Source organism: Flavobacterium cutihirudinis (assembly GCF_003385895.1).
In the GTDB taxonomy this organism is placed as follows: Bacteria; Bacteroidota; Bacteroidia; order Flavobacteriales; family Flavobacteriaceae; genus Flavobacterium; species Flavobacterium cutihirudinis.
In genome coordinates, this window is record NZ_QRDQ01000011.1 from 349199 (window position 1) to 364854 (window position 15656).

The 15656-nt window shown below is 34.8% G+C and carries 13 protein-coding genes; 2 read left to right on the top strand and 11 right to left on the bottom strand.

The features are described 5' to 3' along the window. Positions 1-55: 55 nt before the first annotated feature. The 11 genes from BD847_RS18060 to BD847_RS18105 all read right to left on the bottom strand — a co-directional run bounded on the left by BD847_RS18060 (position 56) and on the right by BD847_RS18105 (position 12870). Positions 56-817 (bottom strand): phosphatase PAP2 family protein, encoded by a 762-nt coding sequence (locus BD847_RS18060; protein ID WP_115889650.1) that lies wholly within the window; start codon positions 815-817, stop codon positions 56-58. 252 nt (positions 818-1069) lie between these two features. Further along, positions 1070-1288 carry a hypothetical protein gene (locus BD847_RS20730; protein WP_147298520.1) on the bottom strand — a complete coding sequence of 73 codons (219 nt, stop codon included), beginning with the start codon at positions 1286-1288 and terminating at the stop codon, positions 1070-1072. An 88-nt stretch (positions 1289-1376) separates the two neighbouring features. Continuing rightward, the gene (locus BD847_RS18065; RefSeq protein WP_115889682.1) at positions 1377-3095 is read right to left on the bottom strand and encodes an ATP-binding protein; all 1719 of its coding nucleotides are present in this window, start codon (positions 3093-3095) and stop codon (positions 1377-1379) included. A gap of 196 nt (positions 3096-3291) precedes the next feature. Continuing rightward, positions 3292-4416 (bottom strand): sensor protein KdpD, encoded by a 1125-nt coding sequence (locus tag BD847_RS18070; RefSeq protein ID WP_115889651.1) that lies wholly within the window; start codon positions 4414-4416, stop codon positions 3292-3294. A gap of 242 nt (positions 4417-4658) precedes the next feature. Then, the gene (locus BD847_RS18075) at positions 4659-5738 is read right to left on the bottom strand and encodes a porin (RefSeq protein WP_115889652.1); all 1080 of its coding nucleotides are present in this window, start codon (positions 5736-5738) and stop codon (positions 4659-4661) included. A gap of 222 nt (positions 5739-5960) precedes the next feature. Continuing rightward, positions 5961-6512, bottom strand: coding sequence for a K(+)-transporting ATPase subunit C (locus BD847_RS18080; protein WP_115889653.1), 552 nt, complete (start codon positions 6510-6512; stop codon positions 5961-5963). 124 nt (positions 6513-6636) lie between these two features. Continuing rightward, a complete protein-coding gene (gene kdpB / locus BD847_RS18085; protein ID WP_115889654.1) occupies positions 6637-8694 on the bottom strand; it encodes a potassium-transporting ATPase subunit KdpB in 2058 nt (685 codons plus the stop codon). Between the two features lie 201 nt (positions 8695-8895). Further along, entirely contained in the window at positions 8896-10617 is a 1722-nt protein-coding gene (kdpA, locus tag BD847_RS18090; RefSeq protein WP_115889655.1) for a potassium-transporting ATPase subunit KdpA, read from the bottom strand. 103 nt (positions 10618-10720) lie between these two features. Then, on the bottom strand, positions 10721-10798 hold the full coding sequence (gene kdpF, locus BD847_RS18095) for a K(+)-transporting ATPase subunit F (protein ID WP_115889683.1): 78 nt from the start codon (positions 10796-10798) through the stop codon (positions 10721-10723). A gap of 173 nt (positions 10799-10971) precedes the next feature. After that, positions 10972-11253 (bottom strand): DUF7674 family protein, encoded by a 282-nt coding sequence (locus BD847_RS18100; protein ID WP_007805397.1) that lies wholly within the window; start codon positions 11251-11253, stop codon positions 10972-10974. A gap of 270 nt (positions 11254-11523) precedes the next feature. Then, complete coding sequence (locus BD847_RS18105; RefSeq protein ID WP_115889684.1) at positions 11524-12870, bottom strand: sigma-54-dependent transcriptional regulator; 1347 nt, start codon at positions 12868-12870, stop codon at positions 11524-11526. Positions 12871-13037: 167 nt separating this feature from the next. Between BD847_RS18105 and BD847_RS18110 the strand changes: the two genes are divergently transcribed. Continuing rightward, complete coding sequence (locus BD847_RS18110) at positions 13038-14249, top strand: polysaccharide deacetylase family protein (protein WP_115889656.1); 1212 nt, start codon at positions 13038-13040, stop codon at positions 14247-14249. Between the two features lie 95 nt (positions 14250-14344). Next, complete coding sequence (locus BD847_RS18115) at positions 14345-15361, top strand: LLM class flavin-dependent oxidoreductase (RefSeq protein WP_115889657.1); 1017 nt, start codon at positions 14345-14347, stop codon at positions 15359-15361. Positions 15362-15656 lie beyond the last annotated feature (295 nt).

The window sequence follows — 15656 nt, forward strand, 5'->3', positions numbered from 1 at the left end:
AGACACAAAGCTATTTAAAAAAACTTTGTGTCTTAGCGCCTTTGTGGCAAAAAAACTAAAAAACTTTCGCAAAACTCAGCCCATATTGTTGTCCATTATAAAAAGGCATTATCATAGAAGTAGATTTATTTTCGACTGATGATTTGAACAGTTTTTTAGTAATATACGGATTAATCCAATACGCAATTTTAGTACTCAAAATCCCGATTCCGGCTCCGGCCGCAACATCGGTTAGCCAATGACGATTGTTGTAAATTCTAAACAATCCCGTTCCGGTTGCAACAGCATAACCTGCAATTCCGTACCAAATAGATTTATCTTTATATTCTTGGTATAAAAATTCGGCACCCATAAATGCAGTTGCAGTGTGTCCGGAAGGAAAAGAATTATTCGAACTTCCATCCGGTCTTTCTACATGTGAAATTGATTTTAAGCCTAAAACCGTTGTCGCCATAATTGCATACGAAGTCACAAGTATTACAGAGCGATCCCGCATATTGTTTTTACCTTTTACACCAAAAGCATTCAAAGCATAGACAGACGCCGCAGGTGCATATTGTGAGAAATCATCAATAGTAATTTTCTCATCAATGTCTTCCGTAACTTCATCTTTAATCTGGTGATTGAAACTCAAAAGCTGATCACTTTCTAAACCAATTACGCCATAACCAATTAATACACTCGGAATAATTAATTGTTTGTAATTGAATTTTAAATTATGAGAAGTACTGTCGATTTTTGTGATCGAATCATTTTGTTGTGCATTCGCAGAAAATAATCCGAATAGAAATAGTAGAGAAACTGTTTTGTAAAACATCTTTCGTTGTCGTTATATTTTGCAATATTAACGAAGGTTTTTGCCAACTATTTTTCTCTTAATTGAACCTTAAGTGAATATTAATTTGTTGGTTTTAAATGAGGTAGTTGAATTAAGATTGGCTAAATTATTTTCAATATTGTATAATCCCTACGGGATAAATATATATGTGGGTGGAAATTTTTTTCTACCAATATATAATCTCTACGAGATACTCCTTTAGGAGTTAAATATTGGTAGAAAAAAAAGAAATTACAAGAAAGTCCCGTAGGGACGATCCATTTTGTAGGGCTGGATTTCAATCCAGTTTAATAATATGATATAGTCTATAATTGTTTTGCATTGCGGAATTTCTTTGTCAACCGGATTAAAATCCAGCCCTACAAAATGGTTCGAGCCGATGGCTCCTTTTACAATTATCTTAAAATATAATTCGTGATAATTCGTGAAATTTGTGACAAACAAAATCACACAAAGTCATTTAAAAATCTGTTTAATCGTTTTAATCTGTGGCTAAAAAAATTAGCGTCTTAGCGCCTTTGTGGCAAATCAGAAAAATCTAGACTTTCAACGAAAACCAAAACGTACTTCCCAATCCCAAATTACTCTCAACACCAACATTCCCATTTTGAGCTTCAATAAATTCTTTACTAATCGCTAATCCCAATCCAGTTCCAGATTTTTGACTTCCCGGTACCTGAAAATATTTATCAAAAACTTTGTCTTTATATCTCGTATCAATTCCTTTTCCGGTATCGATAACCTGAAAAACGATTTGATTTAGTTCTTTTTTAAGTTTGATATGAATCGTGCTTTTTTCAGAAGAATATCTTATCGCATTCGATAAATAATTAATCAAAACCCAACCAGTTTTTTCGCTATCGGCTTTTACGTCTTGCAGATTTTCATCGGCATCAATAACTAGTTTGATTTGTTTTTGTTCCGCCTGAACTTTTACCGCTTCAACAGCATAATTTACAATCTCATGCGGATTGCTTTTTTCGATATTTAGCTGAATATTTCCTGTTTCTAATTGAGATAGATTAAGCAATTCGCCTGTAATTTTCAACAAGCGCTGGCTGTCCTCTTTTATACTTTCGACTAATTGTTTCTGATCGTCGTTCATGTCGCCTGTTTTACTATTTTCAAGTAATTTCAAGCTTAATTTTATTGAAGCAATAGGTGTTTTTAATTCGTGTGAAACGGTTGCAATAAAATTGGTTTTGGCAAAATCCAATTCTTTAAAAAGTGTAATATTTCGTAAAATAATCACATCGCCAATATTGATTTCTTTTTCTTCTCCAGTCGGAATTATAGTGATATTCAGAATTTCTTTTTCGAAATAACTTTCTTTTCCGTGCGCATAAATTTTTAGGGGTTGTTTTTTAGGAGCATCTGAATCCTCTTTTAAAATTAAAGACCGAATCAAATCATTCGACATCGCTAGAGTAGAAGCCGATTTTCCGATAACATCTTCCAGTTTGAGACCAACAATTTTTAACGCTTCATCATTCGCAAACAAAACAATTCCTTCATTGTCCAAACCAATAATAGGATCGTGCATATTATTAATTAAGGTTTCCAGTCGTTTCTTTTCAAAGAAGAGTTTATACAAATTACTATCGTTATATTCCTGAAGTTTCTGTGCCATTGTATTAAACGATTTGGCCAAATCTCCAAATTCGCTATGGCTCGTAAAATGAACACGTTCCGAATAATTTTTATTGGCAATTTCTTTGATACTCAGCGTCAATTCTTTTATTGGATTGGCAATATTATTTGGGAGATTAACCAGTAAATTAAAAGCAATTAAAAAGCATAAAGTTCCCACAATGGCAATCCATAAATTGGCCGTTTCGGCAGTATGTTTGGCAATATCGCTTTTTTGTTTTATGGCATTCATATTGAGTTTCATAATCTCAAAAATATTCTGCCTGATCTGCATTTTCAAAGATTCATCAGTGCTGTTTTTTTCTAAAAGAGCGAATTTTTCCTTTAAATTATCGGTTCCTTTTTTCTCTCCAACCTCTGTAACATTTTGCGTTTGCTTTTGAAGATTTTCTTTAAAAACAACAATTGCGTTGTTCTTATTTGTATTAATTTCGTCTAATGACAAAAGCATATTTCGTGAATATTCAAGCGTATTATAGTTCGCTTTCAGAATATTCTCAGTGTCTTTTTTTATAGAAAAAATATAAAAGGCACTCACCAATGTGAGTATTATTATTAGTACAAATAATAATCCAACTCCCAGATTCAATTTGGTTTTAATTCTCATTTTATAAAACATTTAATTTTTTTTGAATCATATAAGTGATATAAGAAAATATAACGATATGCAATATTGAGGCAAAGAATAGAAAATATAAGAAAAGGCTTTGAACCTTTATAGACAATCTTCAATGAACTTTTGTGCTAGAATTTTCGCATTCTATTTAAATGAACTTATATAAATTATATGGTTTAAAAATTTTTCATGACAGGATAACAAGATCAACATTTGACAACGACAATTTGTTTAGCAAACGTCTGAAAATTGTTGTAGACAAAATTACTTTAAATAAATTCAAATGCGGTTTTCCGATACACACAGTTGTAATTTGTTTTTCTTCAACTGTTGCCAAAATCGCATCGGCAATATTTCTGCTTTCCAGTTTAATAACTTCTGCGCCCAATTGTACGGCGAGTTTAAAGTTATTAATTAAATGCCTTTGTTTGTCTAAAGCAATTTTATTACTGCTTTCCTGTGGAGTTTCCACATACAAAACATACCACAATCCGTTATAATAACTGGAGAGTCTTGCTGTTTTTCTAATCACAATTTTAGCCGTTTTGTCATTACTGCTAATGCAGGCCAAAAGTTTCTCATGTCGTAAAGCATGAAGATTCGGAACTTCATTTTCAACTTTTCGAACGACCTGACTCGCTACTTCTTTCAAAGCCAATTCCCGAAGTTGTAAAATCTGTTCCGATTTAAAAAAGTTCGTTAAAGCCGTCTGAATTTTATCCGGAGTATAAATTTTTCCTTCTTTCAAACGTGCAATCAAATCTTCAGATGTTAAGTCGATATTCACGACTTCATCCGCCAATCGCAAAACATTGTCAGGAATACGTTCCTGAACATCAATATTTGTAATGCGTTTTACATCTTCATTTAAACTTTCAATATGCTGAATATTCACTGCCGAAATCACATTAATTCCCGCTTCCAAAATCTCTAAAACATCCTGCCAGCGTTTTTCATTTTTGCTTCCCTCAACGTTCGTGTGCGCTAATTCATCAACAATAACCACTTCCGGACGAAGGTTAATAATTGCCTGAACATCCAATTCTTCCAGTTCTTTTCCTTTATAAAAAATGGTTCGTCTCGGAATTATAGGCAAACCCGCTAATAATTCATGCGTTTCCTTTCGCATGTGCGTTTCGATGTAACCAATTTTCACATCGATTCCGTTTTTCAATAACGAATGCGCTTCCTGAAGCATACGAAAAGTCTTGCCCACACCGGCGCTCATTCCAATGTAGATTTTAAACTTCCCTTTTCGTGATTTCTGAATTAAATCGAGAAAGTGCTGTGCGTTATTATTTTCGTTTTCCATATTTTTTGCCACGAAGGCGCTAAGTCACAAAGTTTTTTTTAAGCCACAGATTTGCTACGCCTGTTCGCTATCGCTCGAGTCACAGATTAGGAAGATTTTTTTTAGCCACGAATTACACGAATTTTTACAAATTTTTATTTAATATAATTCGTGAAAATTTGTGTAATTCGTGGCAAATAAATCTACACAAAGACATTAAAAAATCCCTTTAATCTGTGTAATCTGTGGCAAGAAATATTCTCCTAAAAACTAATCGCCAAGGAAGTCGTTACAAACGTATTCGTATCCGTTGGGAGATTGTCTTTATTGGTGAAGATTTCGTCTTTACTTGAAAGATTTCTGGCTTCAATTCTAAACATAACATTATCAGTAACTAAGTAATCAAAGTTAGCCGAAAATCCGTAAGTTTTAAAACCATTTGGCGTTTCCGTTGCGATAATTACACCTTTTTCATCACTATAATATTCACCTCTTACTGCAAGCTGAATCTTGTCAACTGGTTTATATTGCAGAATCAAAACTGGCGAAAACCACGTATCATATTTATCACTTCCTTTAGCCGATTGTTGTGATCCAATATCAAAACCAGCTGTAATATTTGTCTTTTCTGTTATCTTAAACTGTCCATAAAAGTTGTTGAAATAACGCCATTTTTTGTCAATATCCGGCTGTTCATTTCCAACATAAGTACTCCAGTTCAAAGCAACCCGATCAGACGGTTTGTAGGTAACCTGAGTTCCAAAAGCAGGCGTTTGATTGCCTTCTACTTTTTCAATTCTTTGCCAGCCATTAAGGTACATTCCTGCCAAATACCATTTTCCGGATTCAGAGGTATAACCAATTTTAACTCCCGTTTCATAATAAGGAGAATTCTCAGCCAGAATACTTCTCGTTAAAGTCTGACAGTCTTTTCCAATCGCACTTTCAAAACCAATATGCGAAGGCATAATTCCCGCATCAATCCATAAATTATGGTTTTTCGAAATCTTTACACCAACATTCGCTTCGTAAACATTTTTCAGTAGACCTTGCTCGGCAGACATATTATATTCGGCATAAGTTCCCGCCATCAAGGCAAAATTTCCCCGAATATTTTCCTTCGAATAATTCACTTTTGCCATTCCCAAATTCAGGTTTACCTCGTTGCTTTTATTATAACTGTAAAAAAAGTTCGGCCGAGTATGATTTTCCGGTTTCGCGAAATCATAACTATAATAAGCGTCAACATATCCCGAAAATGTCAATGGACTTTTAGATTCTTCTTGTGCTTGTAAATTGCTATAACCAAAAGCGATTAAAGCAGTAAGTATTATTTTTTTCATTTTGTGGTATTCTATTATTTATTAAGTAGATTTTTTAGGAGCTAATCCCGCTATCCGTTTCAATCTTTTCCTGGCTAAAGAAGCCAGAAAAAGGATTTCCACTACTATCGGGGCTAGGGCATTTGGGGTAAAAAGGCGTTTTTGTTTCCTACAAGGTTTTCAAAACCTTGCAGGAGAAAAACTTAGAATCTCAGTATCTTAGAACCTTAGCATCTTAGAGTCTTAGCGAAGCGCATCTAAAGCCACATTCAATTCCAAAACATTCACTGTTTCAGGACCAACGACAGCCGTATTAATTTTAGATTCAACCAAAGCTTTTACTTTAGCTTCGTCCAGTTTTCTTTCTTTCGCAATTCGTTTTACCTGAATCAGCGCCCCTTGCGGAGAAATATTCGGATCCAAACCACTTCCAGAAGCCGTAACCATATCCGACGGAATATCAGATTTTTTCAAGTATGGATGAACCAATAAAAGTGTATCAATTCTTTTTTGAACCAAAGCCAAATAATCAGGGTTGCTTGGACCTTTGTTACTTCCGGCACTTCCCGCAGCATTATAATCAACAGTCGAAGGTCTTCCCCGGAAATAATTCGACTTATCGAATTTCTGACCAATTTTTTGGTAACCAACCACTTTTCCGTTAACCGAAATCGTTTCTCCTTTTCCTTGATTTGGAGCAATTTGTGCGATTCCGTAAATCGCTAAAGGATAAATAACTGCGAACAAGATTAAAGTCGCCACAGTAAGTTTTATTATAGAAAATAGATTTTTCATTTTTTTAAAGTTTCTAAGAGACTAAGTCTCTAAGTTTCTAAGTTTTTTTAAATTCTGATTTGTTAAGGTTTAAAGATTCTAAGAAAAAAAACTTAGAATCTTAGCAACTTAGCGCCTTAGTATCTTACATAAATAGTGCTACTAACAAATCAATTACCTTAATTCCAATAAAAGGGACAATCAATCCTCCAAGACCATAAATCAAAAGGTTTCTTTTTAAGATCGCACTCGCTCCAATTGGTCGGTAATCAACCCCTTTCAGCGCAAGCGGAATCAAAATTGGAATAATAACCGCATTGAAAATTACAGCCGATAAAATCGCACTTTCAGGACTATGCAAATGCATAATATTCAAACCTTGAAGCGCAGGAATCGCAGTAATAAAAAGAGCAGGAACAATAGCAAAATATTTCGCAACGTCATTTGCAATAGAAAAAGTAGTTAAAGTACCTCGAGTCATTAAAAGCTGTTTTCCAATTTCAACAATCTCGATTAGTTTCGTTGGATCATTGTCAAGATCGACCATGTTTCCGGCTTCTTTTGCCGCTTGAGTTCCGCTGTTCATCGCAACACCAACATTGGCTTGGGCAAGGGCAGGAGCATCATTTGTTCCGTCACCCATCATGGCAACCAGTCTTCCTTCAGCTTGTTCTTTTCTGATATAATTCATTTTGTCCTCAGGTTTAGCCTCGGCAATAAAATCATCAACACCAGCTGCTTCAGCAATAAATTTAGCCGTAAGCGGATTATCTCCTGTAACCATAACCGTTTTGATTCCCATTCTGCGTAAGCGCTCAAAACGTTCTTTCATTCCGGTTTTGATAATATCCTGAAGTTCGATAACACCTTGAACTTCATTGTTTTTGATTACCACTAATGGAGTTCCTCCGTTAGATGAAATAGAAATTACTTGTTGTGCAGTATCTTCAGGGAAAGAATTTCCGGCTTGTTGCGCAATGTTTTTTGCAGCGTCTTGTGCTCCTTTTCTAATATTAGTTCCATCTTTTAATACGACTCCAGAAGTTCTAGTTTCCGCAGTAAATTTGATAGTATGTGAAATATCAGAAGTAGTCTTTAAGAAACTTGCTTTCGTTTCATTTTTTACATCTATCATTTCACTCAACTCCAAAATACTCTTTCCTTCCGGAGTATCATCTGCAAGCGAACTTAAAACAGCCGATTTAACGAAATCATCAAAAGAAATTCCTTTTGTTGGGTAAAAATTGGTCGCTTTTCTATTTCCAATGGTAATGGTTCCAGTTTTATCCAAAAGCAAAACATCAATATCTCCAGCAGTTTCAACCGCTTTCCCCGATTTTGTAATTACGTTAGCGCGCAACGCTCTGTCCATTCCGGCAATACCAATTGCAGAAAGCAGACCTCCAATTGTAGTTGGAATCAAACACACGAATAATGCAATGAAAGCCGCGATCGTGATGGGTGCGTTGGCATAGTCGGCAAACGGTTTTAGCGTAACGCACACAATCACGAATATTAAAGTAAATGCGGCTAATAAAATGGTTAAGGCAATTTCGTTTGGTGTTTTCTGACGGCTTGCACCTTCAACCAAAGCAATCATTTTATCTAGAAAGCTTTCGCCAGGTTCAGAAGTAACTTTTACTTTAATTTTGTCAGATAATACTTTTGTTCCTCCGGTTACAGATGATTTATCACCGCCAGCTTCCCGAATAACAGGAGCACTTTCTCCGGTAATGGCACTTTCGTCGATTGTAGCCAGACCTTCGATAATTTCACCATCGGCAGCAATTAAATCGCCAGCTTCACAAACGAAAATATCGTCTTTTTTTAATGCCGAAGAACTGATGTTTTTGATTTCTCCGTTTGGTAAAATTTGTCTTGCAGGAGTTTCTTCTCTTGTTTTTCGTAAACTGTCGGCTTGTGCTTTTCCTCTTGCTTCGGCAATTGCTTCGGCGAAATTGGCAAATAAAAGTGTTGCCAATAAAATTAAGAACACAATTAGGTTATAAGTAAAACTTCCCTGATCGTTTGCGCCCATTAATATCGAAATGCAGACAGCAAACATAATGGCTGTTCCAATTTCTACGGTAAACATTACCGGATTTTTGATCATCATTTTTGGGTTCAGCTTGACAAAAGACTGCAAGAATGCTTCTTTTACCTGTTTACTTTCAAACAATGATGTGGATTTATTAGTTGTCATTTTCTTGTAAAAAGTTAAATGTTATTTGTTAAATGTTATGCGCTAAAAACACATAGATTATAGAACATAGCCAGCGGTTTTAACCGCTGGGACGCAACGTATATCACAATCTTTGTCCCCGCAATTCGTTTCCCGTGGTTGAAACCACGGGCTATGTTTGAAATATTTTGCGTTTATTTTTATGTGTTTAAGTCAGCATTTTTATTTCAGTGTAAAATACTCCGCCAAAGGTCCAAGTGCCAGCGCCGGAAAGAACGATAAAGCAGCGATAATGGCGATTACGGCAAAAGTCATGATTCCGAAAATGGATGTGTCAGTTTTTAAAGTTCCTGCACTCTCTGGAATGTATTTTTTACCTGCCAGTAAACCAGCAATTGCCAATGGACCAATGATTGGAATAAAACGGCTTAACAGTAATACAATTCCTGTAGTGATATTCCAGAATGGATTATTATCTCCTAAACCTTCAAAACCAGAACCGTTATTAGCAGCGCTCGAAGTATATTCGTATAACATTTCAGAGAATCCGTGGTTACCAGGATTGTTTAACCAGCCTGTCGCATTGCCGCTAAACCAATAACCCATTGCAGTATCATGTGCAGCAAAATAAGAAGCTAAAGCAGTTCCCGCTAATATTAATAAAGGATGAAGAATAGCTATAAAAGCAGCAATTTTAACTTCCCGTGCTTCGATTTTCTTACCTAAAAATTCAGGAGTTCGGCCAACCATTAATCCAGAGATAAATACAGCCAGAATAATGAAAATGTAGTAGTTTAAAATGCCAACACCGCATCCGCCGTAAAAGGCATTTACCATCATAGATAATAATTGCATAGCACCAGAAATAGGCATAGAACTATCGTGCATACTGTTTACAGAACCTGTAGAAATTACTGTTGTTGCGATACTCCAGAATCCTGAAATTGCTGGGCCAAACCGAACTTCTTTTCCTTCCATCGCTCCTGTTGTTTGCGCAATTCCCATTTTTTCGATAGCAGGATTTCCGTTGATTTCACTCATAACTGTTGGAACAACCAAGAGTAAAAATCCAACTGTCATTACACCAAAAATAATATTCGATAGTTTTCTTTTGTTTAGGAAAAATCCAAGAGCAAAAATCATCGCAAACGGAATAATCATTTGTGCCCAAAGTTCAACTCCATTAGTAAAATAAGTTGGATTTTCTAATGGATGCGCTGAGTTGGCTCCAAAAAATCCACCACCATTTGTACCAATATGTTTGATTGCAATAAAAGCTGCAGCTGGTCCACGAGAAACTTCTACATGATCACCTTGAAGTGTTGTAATAGCATCTTTTCCTTCAAAAGTCATTGGAGTACCACTAAAAACTAATGCGATAGCTACAATTGCTGAAAGTGGTAATAAGACACGAGTACAGCTTTTGATGAAATAATTATAAAAATTACCCAATTGTTCTGTTGTTCTTTCTTTCATTGCTGTGAAAATCATAGCGGCTGCAGCCATTCCGATACCAGCAGAAACAAATTGAAGGAACATCAAGACGATTTGTGAAAGGTAAGAAACCCCGCTTTCGCCTGAATAATGCTGTAAGTTACAATTGACTAAAAATGAAATAGCAGTGTTAAATGCCAGATCTGGCGTCATTGAAGGGTTGTTATCTGGATTTAAAGGCAAAGACCCCTGAAACAATAAGACAAAGAAGCAAAGAAAGAACCAAACCATATTAATACTTAAAAGTGCTTTTAAGTGTTGTTTCCAGTTCATTTCTTCAGCAGGATTTATACCGCTTATTTTAAAAATAAATTTTTCAATTGGATTGAAAATCGGGTCAAAAAGTGTTTTATCTCCTAAATAAACTTTAGCAATATATTTTCCTAAAGGAATCGCTAAAACAATAGTTAGGAGGAAAATACCAATGACGCCTAATAATTCTGTGTTCATAATTTTTATATTTTTTAGTGAAAAAGGAGGTGATTTGTAAAATGAGTTGATGAATAAAATTTGCGTTTACATTTCACTTAAAGCATTTCACTTTTTACATGATTTAAAATTTTTCGGGTTTGATTAATACATAGACCAAATACACGAAAACGGCGATTGAAATAATAAATAGTGTGGTCATGATTTAGATTTTTTCAAAAAATTCAACAGAGAGAAAACAAATGGCAAACAGCACAACGGCCAGCCCGAGTAAAAGAAAAGTGATCATAGGATAATTATTTTAGAATTCAGATTTTAGATTTTAGATTGTTGTTTGGCGGTTAAAAAATTAAACAGTTAACCAATTCAACATATTTATACTCCCGAAGTATTAATCTGCTTGATATATTCTGCTTTAAGCGTTTGAGGAAATAGATGTGAAATATTGCAGTGACGCATTTCCATGAAAGAAGAGACCGAAAAAACATACACATTAGAAATGGCATTTTTAGTTTCGATACTTCCTGTAATAAACAAACGTTCGGCAAGAGCCAGACATTTTTTTGCTCTCACGATGTTTCCAGAAATAATAGATTTTTTGGTTATCTCGGCAAACCGTTCGGCTTGTTTGTAGATTGAGGTTACTTGATTTTTCATTTGGAATGAATTTTTAATGTTCTCTCTCCTTATGCCAAAAGATGTTCCGAAAAAATGAAGTTGTGGTTAAAGTGCTGTAAATAAAAAGAATATAGTTTCGTGCCAAAAATCAGGCATAAAAAAAGCCTATCAAAATGATAAGCTTTTATTGAAATGATATGGTTGTTACGTTTCCTGCAAGGTTTTCAAAACCTTGAGGTATTCTATTTAAGTGTAAAGTTTAAAATTATGTAAAATCTAAACCTACAAGGTTTTGAAAACCTTGCAGGATTAGGACTGTATATTATATTCTTCTAGCTTTCTATATAAAGTCGCAATTCCAATTTCTAATAATCTTGAGGTTTCTGCTTTATTTCCTTTCGTATAATTTAAAACCTTTTGAATATGGAGTTTTTCAACACTCTGCATCGAGAAAGCCGACATTGATTTGGCGCTTTTCTCCGCTTGATGTTGCATTTCATATGGCAGAACATCCGAAGTTAAAGTATCACCACTACTCAAAATAACCGATCTTTCGATAATGTTTTTAAGTTCGCGGATATTTCCCGGCCAGGAATAATTTTCTAATTTCTGAAGAAAATCATCTGAGATCTTTAATGTTTTCTTATTCGTTTTTTCAGAAAACTGTTTAACGAAATGATGCGTTAACACCGCAATATCTTTAATTCTTTCTCTTAAAGAAGGCAGTTTTATTTCGAATATATTCAATCGGAAATACAAATCAGAACGGAAACGATGTTCGTCGCTTTCTGTTTTTAAATCTCGGTTTGTAGCGGCAATTAATCTGAAATTTGATTTTTTCGGAGTGGTATCTCCAACGGGAATATATTCGGAAGTTTCTAAAACACGCAATAATTTTGCCTGAAGATCAATTGGCATTTCACCAATTTCGTCCAGAAATAAAGTTCCGCCATTCGCTTCTTCAATAAAACCCTTTTTATCTTTTACAGCTCCCGTAAAAGCACCTTGTTTGTGACCGAAAAGTTCGCTTTCTAAAATTTCTTTGGTGAAAGTACTGCAGTTCAAGGCCACAAATGATTTCCCGACACGGTTGCTATTTTCATGAATTGCCTGCGCAAAAACTTCTTTTCCTGTTCCGGTTTCACCTGTCAATAAAACAGTCGAATCGGTTTTGGCAACTTTTTGAGCGAGATCAATAACTTGTTCAATTCCTTTCGATTTTCCAACAATAGTGCTGAAGGAATATTTATCGTTGATGCGTTTTTCAAGCTGCTGTACTTTCTTTTGCAAATGCACTTTTTCAACCGCTTTATAAAGGAGCGGAATAATTTTATCGTTATCATCGCCTTTTACGATATAATCGAAAGCGCCATTTTTCATTGCCTGAACGCCGTCTGGAATATTTCCAAAAGCAGTTAGCAGAATAACTTCTGTCAAAGGAAAACTTCCTTTTATGTTTTGTAGAAAATCAACGCCATTTCCGTCAGGCAATTTTACATCGCATAAAACAACATCAATATCCGTTTGTTCCAATTTTTTAAAACCTGATTTTAAATCTTTGGCTTCAATAACTTCAAATCCTTCCGATTTTATAATACGCGCTAACAAACTTCTAAGTTTTTCTTCGTCGTCTATAATTAAAATTTTGTGTGTCATTTGCAGATAAGCTAAAACCGAATTGGTGTTTTGATGTACAAATTTAGGTTTAAAATCACTTTCCTTTTTTGATTCAGCGCAAAATATTTTTAAAAGAGGAATTGGTTTTAAAATCAATTCTTCAAAAAGAAATGTACTTTTAAGCAAAATTTGAATCCATATAATATATGTCAAAACGTATTTTTCTTATCCTTATATTATTCTTCGGATATTTTACTTGCTTTTCTAATGAAATCGCTCAAAAAGATTCTTCGAAATCCAAAACCATTTCCTTCAAAATAAAACTAAAAACAGCTGATAATGTAAAAATTGTAGTTTCACCTTTAAAATATAATAAACATTTTGCGTACAGTTTTACATTGGACGACGGTTACAGATCAGCTTATTTGACTGCTTTTCCTTTATTGAACGGAGGAAGAATCAGTAATTCGTTGATTACGGAGTGGAAAATCGATCAAGGTGGAGACGGGACAATGTCAAAAGGTCTTTTTTATTCGGATGGAATGGGAAATAAAATTCCGTTTAAATTAGGTTTAGCTATAAATGGTGGCGCAATAGGAGATTTTTCTGCCTATCGAGGGCATCTTTCGTGGGCTGAGGTAAAAGAAATGTACGATGCTGGTTGGGATATTTTTAATCATGGTTTTCATCATGCAACAAAATCAGGTACAAATTTCTTGACAGAAGTAACAGAAAACACAACTTCAATCAGACAAAACCTTGATTTTACGATGTCTCATTTTGTAGTTCCGGGTGGGGAAGGCGATGAGAAATATTATTTGGAATATGAAAAAGATGCACTCAATAACGGGCATTTTTCGGTTGCATCTTATTATGGTGTAGGGCCAGTTTTTAATATCAATTCAAAAATGAATTTAGATAAAATGATTACGGCCAGAACTTTTGTACAGAGTTCAAAAGATACTATTAGTTTTAAAACCATGGATAATTATTTAAAAACTTTAGATTCGATTGCAAAACAACCAAATGCATCTTGGTTTAGCGAATTCACGCACGGAACAGGAAATGCAAACTTATGGAACTTAAGCATACGTTTTTCCGATTTCAAATATTATATGACAGCGCTTGCTGATAAATATGGGGTAAAAGGAAACGATTCAATTTGGATGGCGCCGTGGCAGGAAGTATATGAATATATTTGGTTAAGAGACCGAATAAAAATGGATTACATACAAAAAGGAAAAGACGTAGAAGTGAAAATTGTTATTCCGGAGATTCCTGAAATCTTTAGAAATCGAGATATTTCATTAAATATAGAAACTTCATCAAAATTTGAAATTGAATCAAGTAAAGATGTAATTATAAAAGATGACGGTAAAACAAACCATAAATTAATTCATTTGAAATTAGAAAAATAAACATTTGTAGCTACAAATATTATAATTCTATTAACATTAGAAAGCAAAGTGCATCAATTTAAATGAGTTAATTTTGCACCTTAGCATTATTTTATATGAAAAACCCAATTTCAGTTTCAATATTAGAGCTTGCGATCATTACGCAAGACAGTAACGCATCAGAGACATTTAAAAAAACAAAAGACATTGCGCAATTAGCGGATAAACTTGGATATAAACGTATTTGGCTGGCAGAGCATCATAATATGGCACACGTTGCAAGTTCAGCAACTGTAGTTTTAATTGGCTATGTAGCAAGTCAGACACAAAATATTCGTGTAGGCTCAGGCGGAATCATGTTGCCAAATCATTCGCCTTTAGTAGTGGCAGAGCAATTCGGAACATTGGAAACACTTTATCCAAACCGAATCGATTTAGGTTTAGGAAGAGCGCCTGGAACAGATCAGCCAACGGCTGAAGCAATCAGAAAAGACTTTTTCGAGCAAGCGCAACGTTTTCCTCAAAACGTGATTAAACTCCAAGAATATTTTTCTAGCGAAAATGCAACAGGAAAAGTTCGTGCTTTTCCAGCTGAAGGCCTTAATGTTCCAATTTGGATTTTAGGTTCAAGTATGGAAAGTGCAGCTTTAGCCGCAGCTTATGGATTACCTTATGCCTTTGCCGGACATTTTGCGCCAAAACTTATGATCCAGGCATTTGAATTCTATCGCGAAAATTTTCAACCTTCAGAATGTTTACATGAACCGAAAACAATGGCTTGTGTCAATATAATTGCAGCAAATACAAATGAAGAAGCTGAATTATTATCTACAAGTTTGTATCAAATGTTTTTAAACTTAATTAGAAATGATCGTAAAGGTTTGCAACCGCCAGTCTCTTCATTAGATGACATTATGAATGAAGCAGAACGTTATCATGTCAATCAAATGACCGCTGGAACTTTCACGGGAAATAAACAACAATTAATAACTGATTTGAAAAAGTTCATCGACTATGCCAGAATCGATGAATTAATGGTAACAAGTCCAATCTTCGATCATCAGGCAAAACTAAAAAGCATTCAAATCACAAAAGAAGTAATTGACAGTTTAAACGAAAGTATACATAAATAAGTACACATATATATAATAGTAAATTGTACTCGAGCAACCCGACAGATTTTGAAAACCTGTCGGGTTTGTTATTGCTACATATATATGTAGAAAACTATACTATAAATAGAGTTGATAAATAACTTTGTCATGCTGAGCGGAGCGAAACCCCTTGAATATTGGAATTTGGAATTTCAAGATTTGGGATTTGTTTTTTGTTTAGGAGCTTAATCCCGCTATCCGTTGCAATCTTTTTGTGGCGAACCCCGCCACAAAAAGGATTTCCGCTACTATCGGGGCTAGGGCATGGGTTTTC

Bases quoted from the DNA above. Each gene is read 5' to 3' on its own strand.
- BD847_RS18075 (WP_115889652.1), bottom strand. From the start codon at position 5,738: ATGAAAAAAATAATACTTACTGCTTTAATCGCTTTTGGTTATAGCAAT.
- BD847_RS18100 (WP_007805397.1), bottom strand. From the start codon at position 11,253: ATGAAAAATCAAGTAACCTCAATCTACAAACAAGCCGAACGGTTTGCC.
- BD847_RS18110 (WP_115889656.1), top strand. From the start codon at position 13,038: ATGTCAAAACGTATTTTTCTTATCCTTATATTATTCTTCGGATATTTT.
- BD847_RS18065 (WP_115889682.1), bottom strand. From the start codon at position 3,095: ATGAGAATTAAAACCAAATTGAATCTGGGAGTTGGATTATTATTTGTA.
- BD847_RS18080 (WP_115889653.1), bottom strand. From the start codon at position 6,512: ATGAAAAATCTATTTTCTATAATAAAACTTACTGTGGCGACTTTAATC.
- BD847_RS18070 (WP_115889651.1), bottom strand. From the start codon at position 4,416: ATGGAAAACGAAAATAATAACGCACAGCACTTTCTCGATTTAATTCAG.
- BD847_RS18115 (WP_115889657.1), top strand. From the start codon at position 14,345: ATGAAAAACCCAATTTCAGTTTCAATATTAGAGCTTGCGATCATTACG.
- kdpF (WP_115889683.1), bottom strand. From the start codon at position 10,798: ATGACCACACTATTTATTATTTCAATCGCCGTTTTCGTGTATTTGGTC.
- BD847_RS18060 (WP_115889650.1), bottom strand. From the start codon at position 817: ATGTTTTACAAAACAGTTTCTCTACTATTTCTATTCGGATTATTTTCT.
- BD847_RS18105 (WP_115889684.1), bottom strand. From the start codon at position 12,870: ATGACACACAAAATTTTAATTATAGACGACGAAGAAAAACTTAGAAGT.
- kdpA (WP_115889655.1), bottom strand. From the start codon at position 10,617: ATGAACACAGAATTATTAGGCGTCATTGGTATTTTCCTCCTAACTATT.
- kdpB (WP_115889654.1), bottom strand. From the start codon at position 8,694: ATGACAACTAATAAATCCACATCATTGTTTGAAAGTAAACAGGTAAAA.